This window comes from Streptomyces sp. NPDC046859 (assembly GCF_040645135.1).
Taxonomy (GTDB): Bacteria; Actinomycetota; Actinomycetes; order Streptomycetales; family Streptomycetaceae; genus Streptomyces.
Genome location: NZ_JBEYXR010000014.1, coordinates 1 through 12,046 on the forward strand (window position 1 = coordinate 1; position 12,046 = coordinate 12,046).

Below are 12,046 nucleotides of genomic sequence, written 5' to 3' on the forward strand. Positions count from 1 at the left end.
TCGGTGACGTCCTCCTTGACGCCCGGCACGGTGGTGAACTCGTGCAGGACACCGTCGATGCGGATGCTGGTGACAGCAGCGCCGGGGATCGACGAGAGGAGGGTGCGGCGCAGGGAGTTGCCGAGGGTGTAGCCGAAGCCCGGCTCCAGCGGCTCGATCACGAACCGGGAGCGGAACTCGTCGACGACCTCTTCGGTCAACGAGGGACGCTGAGCGATCAGCATGTGTGGATCAGATCCTTCATTCGTGGACGCCCGCTATTTGACGCCCGACGGAAACCGCCCCCGGCAAGAGGGACGGGTACTGCAAGGGTACGGGCGATACGGCCCCGAGGAGCCGTACCGCCCGAAAAGCCCGGTGAAGCGCGCGATCAGACGCGACGGCGCTTCGGCGGACGGCAGCCGTTGTGCGGGGTCGGGGTGACGTCCTGGATGGAGCCGACCTCGAGGCCCGTGGCCTGCAGGGAGCGGATCGCGGTCTCACGACCGGAACCCGGGCCCTTGACGAACACGTCGACCTTGCGCATGCCGTGCTCCTGGGCGCGGCGGGCAGCCGACTCGGCGGCCATCTGCGCGGCGAACGGCGTGGACTTCCGGGAGCCCTTGAAGCCGACGTGGCCGGCGGAGGCCCAGGAGATCACGTTGCCGGACGGGTCCGTGATGGAGACGATCGTGTTGTTGAACGTGCTCTTGATGTGCGCGTGGCCGTGAGCGACGTTCTTCTTTTCCTTGCGGCGTACCTTCTTGGCAGCGCCCTGACGACCCTTGGGGGGCATCTGTACTCCTACGGGAGGTGGTCGGTCCTACAGCGAAGACCGCTGGACGGTAAGTCCGCTGTGGACTACTTCTTGCCCGGCTTCTTCTTACCGGCGATGGCGCGACGCGGGCCCTTGCGGGTACGCGCGTTGGTGCTGGTGCGCTGACCGCGGACGGGCAGACCGCGACGGTGACGCAGACCCTGGTAGGTACCGATCTCGACCTTGCGGCGGATGTCGGCCTGGATCTCGCGACGGAGGTCACCCTCGGTCTTGATGTTGTTGTCGACGTACTCGCGGATCGCGACGAGCTGCTCCTCGGAGAGGTCGCGGACGCGGGTGTTCGGGTCGACGCCGACAGCGGCCAGCGTCTGCTGCGAAAGAGTCCGGCCGATACCGAACACGTAGGTGAGGGCGATCTCCACGCGCTTTTCGCGCGGGATGTCAACACCGGAAACGCGTGCCATTCAATGGCTCCTGGTGGTTGTCGGAGGTCTTCCGCAGAACCGGTTCCCAGCCGCCGTACCAGGTACGAACTGGGTCCCCGGCCTCCGAACCGGGGGTGTCAGGCGATCGCTCGCCCGGGCTCTGCGTATGAACAAATTCAGCTCGCGTCGCGCGAATCTCTGCGATAGCGGTGCAGAGGGGTGGGGTCGTGCGTCAGCCCTGGCGCTGCTTGTGGCGCGGGTTGTCGCAGATCACCATGACCCGGCCGTGACGGCGGATCACCCTGCACTTGTCGCAGATCTTCTTGACGCTCGGCTTGACCTTCATGGGGTGAGGTTCTCCGGGTCAGTGCCAACGCCCCGGCGGAACCGGGGCCCGGGCAAGATCTACTTGTAGCGGTAGACGATCCGGCCACGCGTGAGGTCGTACGGAGACAGCTCCACCACGACCCGGTCGTCAGGGAGGATGCGGATGTAGTGCATACGCATCTTGCCGCTGATGTGTGCCAGGACCTGGTGGCCGTTCTGGAGCTCGACCTTGAACATGGCGTTCGGAAGAGACTCGACGACAGTGCCCTCGATCTCGATGGCACCTTGCTTCTTGGCCACGCTTCGCCCTTCGAATCGACTACCTTGATCGACTCTCAGCGAGCGCATGCAGACATGCGGGTACACAAGAGCCGACGAGTCAGTCTACGTCAGGGCACCCGGAAACACGAATCGGGGAAGTCTGCCCCACAGAGGAGATCCTTACGCAGGCGGATCCGGATCCGCCTTGAGGCCCGGGGCGCCTCAAGGCTTCGTGCGGCTGCGCCGGCCTCCGGCCGTCGGTCATCCCAGCGGATCGGGCGCCGCCGTCACCCCGAGCTCCGCCAGCTTCGCCTTGCCGCCGTCCGGTGCCGTCAGGACCAGCGGGCCCTGCTCCGTCAGCGCCACGGAGTGCTCCCAGTGGGAGGACCAGGTGCCGTCGGTCGTGATCACGGTCCAGTCGTCCTCGAGCACCTCGGTCTTCGGGGTGCCGAGGGAGACCATGGGCTCGATGGCCAGGCAGAAGCCGGGGACGAGCTTGGGGCCCTTGCCGCGCCGGCGTTCCACGTAGTTCAGCAGGTGCGGGTCCATGTGCATCTCGGTGCCGATGCCGTGGCCGCCGTAGTCCTCGATGATTCCGTAGCGGCCGCCGCCCGGCTTGGGCTGGCGACGGATGTACGTCTCGATGGCGCGGGAGATGTCCACGAGGCGGTTGCCCTGCTTCATGGCCGCGATGCCGGCCCACATCGACTCCTCGGTCACCCGGGAGAGCTCCACCAGCTCGGGGGCGTGCCCGGAACCGACGAAGGCCGTGTAGGCGGCGTCCCCGTGCCAGCCGTCGACGATGGCGCCGCAGTCGATGGAGATGATGTCGCCGTCCTTGAGGACGACGTCCTCCGAGGGGATGCCGTGGACGACGACGTCGTTCACGGACGTGCAGATCGTCGCCGGAAAGCCGCCGTAGCCCAGGAAGTTCGACTTGGCCCCGTGCTCGGCGAGCACCTTGCGCGCGACCTCGTCCAGGTCCTTGGTGCTGGCCCCGGGCACCGCGGCCTCCCGGGTGGCCGTGTGGATGGCGGCGACGACCAGCCCCGCCTCGCGCATCTTGGCGATCTGCTCGGGGTTCTTGATCTGCACCATGGCGGCGGGGCCTTTCTCGGACCGGACTGCGGGACTTTTCTCAACCATAAGGGCGGCGGCACACCCCGCCCCATGCAGCAGCCGCGGCCCCCTGACCGGGAACCGCGGCTGCGCCGTACGAGCTGGTGACTCCTACGTGGCGTCCTCGTCACGCTTCAGCGCCTGCATGGCGCGAGCCGTGACCTCCTCGACCTTGCCGAGGGCGGAGATGGTCACGACCAGCCCCTGCGCCTTGTAGTAGTCGATGATCGGCTCGGTCTGCGTGTGGTAGACCTCGAGCCGCTTGCGGACGGTCTCCTCCGAGTCGTCGTCCCGCTGGTACAGCTCGCCGCCGCAGACGTCGCAGACGCCTTCCTGCTTCGGCCGGCTGTACGTCACGTGGAAGACGTGGCTGGAGTCCTTGCGGCAGATCCGCCGCCCGGCGATCCGCTTGACGACCTCGTCCTCGGGGACCTCGAGATCCAGCACCGCGTCGAGCTTCATGCTCTCGGAGCGGAGCATCTCGTCGAGCGCCTCGGCCTGCGACACGTTGCGCGGAAAGCCGTCGAGCAGGAAGCCGTTCTCGGCGTCCGGCTGCTCCATGCGGTCCTTGGCCATCCCGATGGTGACCTCGTCCGGCACCAGGTTGCCCGCGTCCATGTAGGACTTCGCGAGCTTGCCGAGGTCCGTCTGCTGGCTGATGTTGGCGCGGAACAGGTCGCCCGTGGAGATGTGCGGGATCGACAGGTTCTTGGCCAGGAACGCGGCCTGCGTTCCCTTCCCGGCACCCGGCGGCCCGACGAGGACGATTCGCATCAGCGGAGGAACCCTTCGTAATTGCGCTGCTGGAGCTGGCTCTCGATCTGCTTCACCGTCTCAAGACCCACACCCACGATGATGAGGATGCTGGTCCCACCGAACGGGAAGTTCTGGTCTGCCCCGAAACCAGCCAACGCCATCGTCGGCACGAGAGCGATCAGACCCAAGTACAGCGAGCCCGGCCACGTGATCCGGTTGAGCACGTACGACAGGTACTCAGCGGTCGGTCGGCCAGCCCGGATGCCCGGGATGAAGCCACCATACTTCTTCATGTTGTCCGCGACTTCCTCGGGGTTGAACGAGATGGCCACGTAGAAGAACGCGAAGAAGACGATCAGAAGGAAGTACAGAGCGATGTGAACCGGGGCCGACGTACTGGCCAGATTCTGCTGGATCCAGGAGGCCCAACCGGCGTTCGATCCGGAGAACTGGACGATCAGTGCCGGGATGTAGAGCAGCGACGAAGCGAAGATGACGGGGATCACACCCGCCTGGTTCACCTTGAGCGGGATGTAGGTCGACGTGCCGCCGTAGGAACGGCGGCCGATCATGCGCTTGGCGTACTGCACGGGTACACGGCGCTGGGCCTGCTCGACGAAGACCACCAGGCCGACCATGACCAGGCCGACGAGGATCACCGTGCCGAACTCGATCCAGCCGTCCGCCAGGTCGCCCTGCTGCTTGATGGCCCACAGCGCGGCCGGGAAGGTCGCGGCGATCGAGATGAACATCAGGATCGACATGCCGTTGCCGATGCCGCGGTCGGTGATGAGCTCACCGAGCCACATGACGACGGCCGTACCGGCGGTCATGGTGATGACCATCGTGATGGTCGTGAAGATGGAGCGGTCCGGGACGATCTGGCCGGCGACAGCACACTGCGGGAACAGCGAGCCGCTGCGGGCCGTGGCGACCAGGCCGGTGCCCTGGAGGATGGCGAGCGCGACCGTGAGATAACGGGTGTACTGCGTGATCTTCGCGGTACCCGACTGGCCCTCCTTCTTCAGGGCCTCCAGACGCGGGATCACGACGGTCAGCAGCTGCAGGATGATGCTCGCCGTGATGTACGGCATGATGCCGAGCGCGAAGATCGTGATCTGCAGCAGCGCACCGCCGCTGAACATGTTGACCAGGCCGAAGATGCCCTGGTTCGTGCTCGCCTGGTCGATACAGACCTGAACGGCCCGGTAGTCGACGCCGGGGATCGGGATGTGCGTCCCGACCCGGTAGATCACGATGATGCCGAGCGTGAAGAGCAGCTTCTTGCGCAGGTCGGGCGTCTTGAACGCCCGGGCGAACGCGGTGAGCACGGTGCCTCCTGCGACCCCCGCGCAACTGCGTCAAGGGTGACGGTCTGAGGTTCGACTGATAGGGAACGACTTAGCTAACGGTCAACTGCCGCTCAGAGTGCCTCATTGAAGCACCCGGTGAAAGTGGGCAGTGCAGGCCACCTTACCGGCGAGACCGCCCCCCTTGGAACGACCAACCGGGGATACCCCATTTGTGGGGTATCCCCGGTCGGGATCGCTCAAGTCATCGAGACGCCTGATGCACTCAGACGAGCTCGGTGACGCTGCCGCCGGCGGCGGTGATCTTCTCCTTGGCGGAGCCGGAGACGGCGTCGACCGTCACCTGCAGCGCCACGGAGATCTCGCCCTGGCCGAGCACCTTGACGAGGCTGTTCTTGCGAACGGCACCCTTCTCGACCAGGTCCGCGACCGTGACCTCGCCGCCCTCGGGGTAGAGGGAGGCGAGCTTGTCCAGGTTGACGACCTGGTACTCGGTCTTGAACGGGTTCTTGAAGCCCTTCAGCTTCGGGAGGCGCATGTGCAGCGGCATCTGGCCGCCCTCGAAGCGCTCCGGAACCTGGTAACGGGCCTTGGTGCCCTTGGTACCACGACCGGCCGTCTTACCCTTCGACGCCTCACCACGACCGACACGGGTCTTCGCGGTCTTGGCGCCGGGGGCCGGACGGAGGTTGTGGATCTTGAGCGGGTTCTGCTCCGCCATGATCAGTCGACCTCCTCGACCGTCACGAGGTGGCGGACGGTGTGCACCATGCCGCGGAACTCGGGGCGGTCCTCCTTGACGACCTGCGTGTTGATGCCCTTGAGACCAAGGGAGCGCAGGGTGTCGCGGTGGTTCTGCTTGCTGCCGATGTACGACTTCGTCTGCGTGATCTTGAGCTGAGCCATTACGCAGCACCAGCCCCGGCACGCGCACGCAGCAGAGCCGCGGGAGCGACGTCCTCGAGGGGCAGACCACGGCGGGCCGCGATCTCCTCGGGGCGCTGCAGGCCCTTCAGGGCCTCCACGGTCGCGTGCACGATGTTGATCGCGTTCGACGAGCCGAGCGACTTCGACAGGACGTCGTGGATACCGGCGCACTCGAGCACCGCACGCACCGGGCCACCGGCGATAACGCCGGTACCGGGGGACGCGGGCTTGAGCAGCACGACGCCGGCAGCCTTCTCACCCGTGATCGGGTGCGGGATGGTGCCCTGGATACGGGGGACCTTGAAGAAGTGCTTCTTGGCCTCCTCAACACCCTTGGCGATGGCGGCCGGCACCTCCTTGGCCTTGCCGTAACCGACACCCACGGTGCCGTCACCGTCGCCCACCACGACCAGCGCGGTGAAGCTGAAGCGACGACCACCCTTCACAACCTTGGCGACGCGGTTGATCGCGACAACGCGCTCAACGTACGCGGTCTTCTCGGCGGCAGCTGCGCCGCCGTCACGGCCCTTCCGGTCCCGCCGCTCGCCGCCACCGGCACCGCCACCGCGGCGCTGGGGTCCAGCCATTGGATTTACCTCTCTCTGTTTCCGCTAGCTACGGCAGGCTCAGAACTTGAGCCCGGCTTCGCGGGCGGCGTCCGCCAGGGCAGCGATGCGCCCGGCGTACTGGTTGCCACCACGGTCGAACACGACAGCCTCGACACCGGCGGCCTTGGCACGCTCGGCGACCAGGGCGCCGACCTGCTTGGCCTGCGCGGACTTGTCGCCCTCGCCACCGCGGATCGAGGTGTCCAGGGTGGACGCGGACGCCAGGGTGTGACCCTTGATGTCGTCGATCACCTGGGCCACGATGTGGCGGTTCGAACGGGTAACGACCAGACGCGGACGCTCCGCCGTACCGTTGATGTGCTTACGGATCCGGATGTGGCGGCGCTTGATCGCGGCGCGCTTGTAGGCGTCGCCCTTGAGGATCTTCTGTCCGTATGCCATGGCTTACTTACCCGCCTTTCCGACCTTGCGGCGGATGACTTCGCCCTCGTACTTGACGCCCTTGGCCTTGTACGGGTCGGGCTTGCGCAGCTTGCGGATGTTGGCCGCGACCTCACCGACCTTCTGCTTGTCGATGCCCTCGACCGAGAAGCGCGTGGGCGCCTCGACCTTGAAGGTGATGCCTTCGGGGGCCTCGACCGTGATCGGGTGGCTGTAACCGAGGGCGAACTCGAGGTTCGAACCCTTGGCGGTCACGCGGTAACCGACACCGCTGATCTCGAGCTTCTTCACGTAACCCTGGGTCACGCCGGTGATCATGTTCGCCACCAGCGTGCGGGACAGGCCGTGCAGGGCCTTGTTCTGACGCTCGTCGTTCGGGCGGGTCACCGACAGGGTGCCGTCTTCGCCCTTGGCGACCTCGATCGGCGCCGAGACGGTGTGGGTCAGCTCGCCCTTGGGGCCCTTGACCTTGACCGTACGGCCGTCGATGGTGACGTCCACGCCGGCGGGAACCGCGATGGGGAGCTTGCCGATGCGCGACATAGCTGTTTCCTCCGTTCCCTTCTGCTACCAGACGTAGGCGAGGACTTCCCCACCCACGCCCTTCTTGCCGGCCTGCTTGTCGGTGAGGAGACCGTGCGACGTGGAGATGATGGCCACGCCCAGGCCGCCGAGCACCTTCGGCAGGTTGGTGGACTTCGCGTACACCCGGAGACCGGGCTTGGAGATCCGCTTGATGCCCGCGATGGAGCGCTCACGGTTCGGGCCGAACTTCAGCTCGAGAACGAGGCTCTTGCCGACCTCGGCGTCCTCGACCTTCCAGCCCGTGATGAAGCCCTCCTGCTGGAGGATCTCCGCGATGTGCGACTTGATCTTCGAGTGCGGCATCGCCACGGTGTCGTGGTACGCCGAGTTCGCGTTCCGCAGACGCGTAAGCATGTCTGCGATCGGATCAGTCATGGTCATGAATTGGCCTTCGGCCTCTCTCGCCGGGGTTTCCTGGTGCGCCATCCCTCTCCCCGATCCGAGACGGGACGGGTGCGGCGCGGTGGACCTACGGCGTAGTAAGTCGTACGGGCGGCGACAGACGCCCAACCCCACAAGCCTAAGGCATGCGGGCTGGGCGTCCTGCCGCCCAGTCTGCTTACCGAGAGCCTTGGTTATCCCTGAAAGGGGGGATTACCAGGAGCTCTTGGTCACGCCCGGCAGCTCGCCACGGTGAGCCATCTCACGAAGGCACACGCGGCACAGGCCGAACTTGCGGTACACGGAGTGCGGGCGGCCGCAGCGCTGGCAGCGGGTGTAGCCACGCACACCGAACTTGGGCTTGCGAGCAGCCTTAGCGATCAGAGCCTTCTTCGCCATCTCGCTCACGCCTCCTTGAAGGGGAAGCCGAGGTGACGAAGGAGCGCGCGGCCCTCAGCGTCGTTGGTCGCCGTGGTGACCACGGTGATGTCCATACCCCGGACGCGGTCGATCTTGTCCTGGTCGATCTCGTGGAACATGACCTGCTCCGTGAGACCGAAGGTGTAGTTGCCACGGCCGTCGAACTGCTTGGGGGACAGACCGCGGAAGTCGCGGATGCGCGGGAGCGCGAGCGACAGGGTGCGGTCCAGGAACTCCCACATGCGGTCGCCACGGAGCGTGACGTGGGCACCGATCGGCTGACCCTCACGCAGCTTGAACTGCGCGATGGACTTGCGGGCCTTGGTGACGGCCGGCTTCTGACCGGTGATCGTGGTGAGGTCGCGGATGGCGCCCTCGATCAGCTTCGAGTCGCGGGCGGCGTCGCCCACACCCATGTTGACCACGATCTTGACGAGGCCGGGGATCTGCATGACGTTCTCGTACTTGAACTCGTCACGCAGCTTGCCCGCGATCTCCTCGCGGTACTTCGTCTTCAGACGCGGAGTGGTGGTGGTAGCCATCAGATGTCCTCACCCGTCCGCTTGGCAACGCGGATCTTGTTGCCTTCGTCGTCGAAGCGGTAGCCGACACGCGTGACGACCTTGTTGCCATCCTTCTCAACGACCAGCTGGACGTTGGAGACGTGGATCGGCGCCTCGGTGGTCACGATGCCGCCGGCCTGGGAACCGCGAGCGGTCGGGCCGGCCTTGGTGTGCTTCTTGACCCGGTTGACACCCTCGACCAGGACACGGTCCTCGCGGGGGAAGGCCGCGATGACCTTGCCCTGCTTGCCCTTGTCCTTACCGGTGATGACCTGGACCAGGTCGCCCTTCTTGATCTTCATGCTTACAGCACCTCCGGCGCGAGCGAGATGATCTTCATGAACTTCTTCTCGCGCAGCTCACGGCCGACGGGGCCGAAGATACGGGTGCCGCGAGGGTCGCCGTCGTTCTTCAGAATGACGGCGGCGTTCTCGTCGAAGCGGATGTACGAGCCGTCCGGACGGCGGCGCTCCTTGACGGTGCGAACGATGACCGCCTTGACGACGTCACCCTTCTTCACGTTGCCACCGGGGATCGCGTCCTTGACGGTGGCGACGATGACGTCACCGATGCCCGCGTAGCGGCGACCGGAGCCACCGAGCACACGGATGCAAAGGATCTCCTTCGCACCAGTGTTGTCGGCGACACGCAGTCGCGACTCCTGCTGGATCACGTCTATCTCCTGTTTGTCTGCCGGTTCCCCGGGAGCCGCTCAGCGAGCGGCTCCCGGAGCCTGGCGGAACTGACCTGCCGGGTTTGCCCCGCAGGAATTACTTGGCCTTCTCGAGGATCTCGACGATGCGCCAACGCTTCGTCGCGGACAGCGGCCGGGTCTCCATGAGGAGGACGCGGTCGCCGACACCCGCGGCGTTCTGCTCGTCGTGTGCCTTGAGCTTGCTGGTACGGCGGATGACCTTGCCGTACAGCGCGTGCTTGACGCGGTCCTCGACGGCGACGACGACGGTCTTGTCCATCTTGTCGCTGACGACCAGACCCTCACGGGTCTTGCGGAAACCGCGGGCTTCCTTGTTCTCAGTCACGTTGCTCTCGCTCATGCGTTCTCCACCGTTTCGATGCCCAGCTCACGCTCGCGCATCAGGGTGTAGATCCGCGCGATGTCCTTCCGGACGGCCTTCAGCCGACCGTGGTTCTCGAGCTGACCCGTGGCCGCCTGGAAGCGGAGGTTGAACAGCTCTTCCTTGGCCTCGCGGAGCTTCGCCAGAAGCTCCTCGTTGCCCAGCTCGCGCAGCTCGGACGCCTTGGTACCGGCCGACATCACGCTTCACCTGCCTCGCGCTTGACGATCCGGCACTTCATCGGCAGCTTGTGGGCTGCGCGAGTCAGGGCCTCACGGGCGATCTTCTCGTTGGGGTACGACAGCTCGAACATGACGCGTCCGGGCTTGACGTTGGCGATCCACCACTCCGGCGAACCCTTACCGGAACCCATGCGGGTCTCGGCCGGCTTCTTGGTGAGGGGACGGTCCGGGTAGATGTTGATCCAGACCTTGCCGCCACGCTTGATGTGGCGGGTCATCGCGATACGAGCCGCCTCGATCTGGCGGTTCGTCACGTAGGCCGGGGTCAGCGCCTGGATGCCGTACTCGCCGAACGCAACCTGCGTTCCACCCTTGGACATACCGCTGCGCTTCGGGTGGTGCTGCTTGCGGTGCTTGACCCTACGGGGGATCAGCATGACGGTCAGGCCTCCGTTCCGGTGCTCTCAGCCGGAGCGGCGGCGGGAGCCTCGGCCTTGGGGGCCTCGGCGCCGGCAGCCTGCTGCGGCTTACGACCGCGCCCGCCACGCTCGCCACCACGGCCACCACGGGCCGGGCGGTCGGCGCCACCACGGGCCGGGCGGTTACCCGCACGGGCCGCGGCGTTCTCGGCGCGGACCTCGGCGATGTTCTTGACGTCGCCCTTGTAGATCCAGACCTTCACACCGATGCGGCCGAAGGTCGTCTTGGCCTCGAAGAAGCCGTAGTCCACGTTCGCGCGGAGCGTGTGCAGGGGCACGCGGCCCTCGCGGTAGAACTCCGAGCGGGACATCTCGGCGCCACCGAGGCGGCCACCGCACTGGATCTTGATGCCCTTGGCGCCGGCCTTCATCGCCGACTGCATGCTCTTGCGCATGGCACGGCGGAAGGAGACGCGGGAGGAGAGCTGCTCGGCGACGGCCTGGGCCACCAGCTGAGCGTCCGTCTCCGGGTTCTTGACCTCGAGGATGTTCAGCTGGACCTGCTTGCCGGTCAGCTTCTCCAGGTCACCGCGGATGCGGTCGGCCTCGGCGCCGCGGCGGCCGATGACGATGCCCGGGCGAGCGGTGTGGATGTCCACACGCACGCGGTCACGGGTGCGCTCGATCTCCACCTTCGAGATACCGGCGCGCTCCATGCCGGACGTCATCATCCGACGGATGGCGACGTCTTCCTTGACGTAGTCCTTGTACAGCTTGTCGGCGTACCACCGGGACTTGAAGTCCGTGGTGACACCGAGCCGGAACCCATGCGGGTTAACCTTCTGGCCCATTACCGGGTTCCTTCCTTGCTGGCGACGACCACGGTGATGTGGCTGGTCCGCTTGCGGATCCGGTAGGCACGGCCCTGGGCGCGCGGCCGGAACCGCTTCAGGGTCGGGCCCTCGTCGACGTACGCCTCGCTGATGAACAGCGAGGAGGCGTCCGTGTGGTCGTAGTTGTGCGCGGCGTTGGCGATGGCGCTGTCGAGCACCTTGCCGACCGGCACGGAGGCTGCCTGCGGAGCGAATCGCAGAACAGCCTGGGCCTCCGTGGCGTCCATGCCACGGATGAGGTCCACCACGCGGCGGGCCTTCATGGGCGTGACGCGGATGTACCGCGCCTGGGCCCTGGCTTCCATGGTTGTCCCTTCAGTTTCTTACGTGTCTGAATGCGATCCGCTACTAGCGGCGCTTCGACTTCCGGTCGTCCTTGACGTGGCCCCGGAAGGTGCGCGTCGGCGAGAACTCGCCGAGCTTGTGGCCGACCATCGCCTCGGTGACGAACACCGGGATGTGGGTCTTGCCGTTGTGCACCGCGAGCGTGTGGCCGAGCATGGCCGGCACGATCATGGAGCGACGGGACCAGGTCTTGATGACGTTCTTGGTGCCGGCTTCGTTCTGGGCGTCCACCTTCTTGATCAGGTGGTCGTCGACGAAGGGCCCCTTCTTGAGACTGCGCGGCATCTAAA

General features: G+C 66.1%; 23 protein-coding genes and 1 pseudogene. All 24 read right to left on the minus strand.

Annotated features, from left to right (window positions below; translation table 11 throughout):
• A pseudogene (locus ABZ899_RS21145) lies at positions 1-224 on the minus strand (DNA-directed RNA polymerase subunit alpha); the annotation flags it as partial.
• Between the two features lie 146 nt (positions 225-370).
• The gene (rpsK, locus tag ABZ899_RS21150) at positions 371-775 is read right to left on the minus strand and encodes a 30S ribosomal protein S11 (protein ID WP_003956432.1); all 405 of its coding nucleotides are present in this window, start codon (positions 773-775) and stop codon (positions 371-373) included.
• Positions 776-840: 65 nt separating this feature from the next.
• Positions 841-1,221 carry a 30S ribosomal protein S13 gene (gene rpsM / locus ABZ899_RS21155; RefSeq protein ID WP_361157573.1) on the minus strand — a complete coding sequence of 127 codons (381 nt, stop codon included), beginning with the start codon at positions 1,219-1,221 and terminating at the stop codon, positions 841-843.
• A 193-nt stretch (positions 1,222-1,414) separates the two neighbouring features.
• Positions 1,415-1,528 carry a 50S ribosomal protein L36 gene (gene rpmJ / locus ABZ899_RS21160; RefSeq protein ID WP_003974245.1) on the minus strand — a complete coding sequence of 38 codons (114 nt, stop codon included), beginning with the start codon at positions 1,526-1,528 and terminating at the stop codon, positions 1,415-1,417.
• Positions 1,529-1,587: 59 nt separating this feature from the next.
• The gene (gene infA, locus ABZ899_RS21165) at positions 1,588-1,809 is read right to left on the minus strand and encodes a translation initiation factor IF-1 (RefSeq protein WP_003948620.1); all 222 of its coding nucleotides are present in this window, start codon (positions 1,807-1,809) and stop codon (positions 1,588-1,590) included.
• 222 nt (positions 1,810-2,031) lie between these two features.
• Positions 2,032-2,868 carry a type I methionyl aminopeptidase gene (gene map / locus ABZ899_RS21170; RefSeq protein WP_361348254.1) on the minus strand — a complete coding sequence of 279 codons (837 nt, stop codon included), beginning with the start codon at positions 2,866-2,868 and terminating at the stop codon, positions 2,032-2,034.
• A gap of 132 nt (positions 2,869-3,000) precedes the next feature.
• Entirely contained in the window at positions 3,001-3,663 is a 663-nt protein-coding gene (locus tag ABZ899_RS21175) for an adenylate kinase (protein WP_361348257.1), read from the minus strand.
• Entirely contained in the window at positions 3,663-4,976 is a 1,314-nt protein-coding gene (gene secY / locus ABZ899_RS21180) for a preprotein translocase subunit SecY (protein WP_361348260.1), read from the minus strand. Before secY ends, ABZ899_RS21175 begins: the two co-directional genes overlap by 1 nt.
• Positions 4,977-5,220: 244 nt before the next feature.
• Positions 5,221-5,676: a 50S ribosomal protein L15 gene (rplO, locus tag ABZ899_RS21185; RefSeq protein WP_062664033.1), complete on the minus strand. Its 456-nt coding sequence runs from the start codon at positions 5,674-5,676 to the stop codon at positions 5,221-5,223.
• Positions 5,677-5,678: 2 nt separating this feature from the next.
• Positions 5,679-5,861, minus strand: a complete 183-nt coding sequence (rpmD, locus tag ABZ899_RS21190; RefSeq protein WP_005481207.1) for a 50S ribosomal protein L30 — start codon at positions 5,859-5,861, stop codon at positions 5,679-5,681.
• On the minus strand, positions 5,861-6,469 hold the full coding sequence (gene rpsE / locus ABZ899_RS21195; protein WP_030671799.1) for a 30S ribosomal protein S5: 609 nt from the start codon (positions 6,467-6,469) through the stop codon (positions 5,861-5,863). Before rpsE ends, rpmD begins: the two co-directional genes overlap by 1 nt.
• Before the next feature lie 39 nt (positions 6,470-6,508).
• A complete protein-coding gene (gene rplR / locus ABZ899_RS21200; RefSeq protein ID WP_007494754.1) occupies positions 6,509-6,892 on the minus strand; it encodes a 50S ribosomal protein L18 in 384 nt (127 codons plus the stop codon).
• A gap of 3 nt (positions 6,893-6,895) precedes the next feature.
• Positions 6,896-7,435, minus strand: a complete 540-nt coding sequence (rplF, locus tag ABZ899_RS21205; RefSeq protein WP_062664035.1) for a 50S ribosomal protein L6 — start codon at positions 7,433-7,435, stop codon at positions 6,896-6,898.
• Between the two features lie 24 nt (positions 7,436-7,459).
• Positions 7,460-7,858 (minus strand): 30S ribosomal protein S8, encoded by a 399-nt coding sequence (rpsH, locus tag ABZ899_RS21210; RefSeq protein ID WP_053759511.1) that lies wholly within the window; start codon positions 7,856-7,858, stop codon positions 7,460-7,462.
• A 213-nt stretch (positions 7,859-8,071) separates the two neighbouring features.
• Positions 8,072-8,257, minus strand: coding sequence for a type Z 30S ribosomal protein S14 (locus ABZ899_RS21215; protein WP_003948630.1), 186 nt, complete (start codon positions 8,255-8,257; stop codon positions 8,072-8,074).
• Positions 8,258-8,262: 5 nt separating this feature from the next.
• A complete protein-coding gene (gene rplE / locus ABZ899_RS21220) occupies positions 8,263-8,820 on the minus strand; it encodes a 50S ribosomal protein L5 (RefSeq protein WP_007494758.1) in 558 nt (185 codons plus the stop codon).
• Positions 8,820-9,143, minus strand: a complete 324-nt coding sequence (gene rplX, locus ABZ899_RS21225; protein ID WP_003992365.1) for a 50S ribosomal protein L24 — start codon at positions 9,141-9,143, stop codon at positions 8,820-8,822. Before rplX ends, rplE begins: the two co-directional genes overlap by 1 nt.
• A gap of 2 nt (positions 9,144-9,145) precedes the next feature.
• Positions 9,146-9,514: a 50S ribosomal protein L14 gene (gene rplN / locus ABZ899_RS21230; RefSeq protein WP_003998823.1), complete on the minus strand. Its 369-nt coding sequence runs from the start codon at positions 9,512-9,514 to the stop codon at positions 9,146-9,148.
• A gap of 97 nt (positions 9,515-9,611) precedes the next feature.
• On the minus strand, positions 9,612-9,896 hold the full coding sequence (gene rpsQ, locus ABZ899_RS21235; protein WP_361348267.1) for a 30S ribosomal protein S17: 285 nt from the start codon (positions 9,894-9,896) through the stop codon (positions 9,612-9,614).
• Complete coding sequence (gene rpmC, locus ABZ899_RS21240; RefSeq protein ID WP_007494763.1) at positions 9,893-10,117, minus strand: 50S ribosomal protein L29; 225 nt, start codon at positions 10,115-10,117, stop codon at positions 9,893-9,895. The genes rpsQ and rpmC overlap by 4 nt, the downstream gene beginning before the upstream one ends.
• Positions 10,117-10,536: a 50S ribosomal protein L16 gene (gene rplP / locus ABZ899_RS21245; RefSeq protein WP_030745246.1), complete on the minus strand. Its 420-nt coding sequence runs from the start codon at positions 10,534-10,536 to the stop codon at positions 10,117-10,119. Before rplP ends, rpmC begins: the two co-directional genes overlap by 1 nt.
• Before the next feature lie 5 nt (positions 10,537-10,541).
• Positions 10,542-11,369, minus strand: a complete 828-nt coding sequence (gene rpsC, locus ABZ899_RS21250; protein WP_030839666.1) for a 30S ribosomal protein S3 — start codon at positions 11,367-11,369, stop codon at positions 10,542-10,544.
• Positions 11,369-11,716, minus strand: coding sequence for a 50S ribosomal protein L22 (rplV, locus tag ABZ899_RS21255; RefSeq protein WP_003998827.1), 348 nt, complete (start codon positions 11,714-11,716; stop codon positions 11,369-11,371). Before rplV ends, rpsC begins: the two co-directional genes overlap by 1 nt.
• A gap of 43 nt (positions 11,717-11,759) precedes the next feature.
• Positions 11,760-12,041: a 30S ribosomal protein S19 gene (gene rpsS, locus ABZ899_RS21260; RefSeq protein WP_361348271.1), complete on the minus strand. Its 282-nt coding sequence runs from the start codon at positions 12,039-12,041 to the stop codon at positions 11,760-11,762.
• Positions 12,042-12,046: the final 5 nt, after the last annotated feature.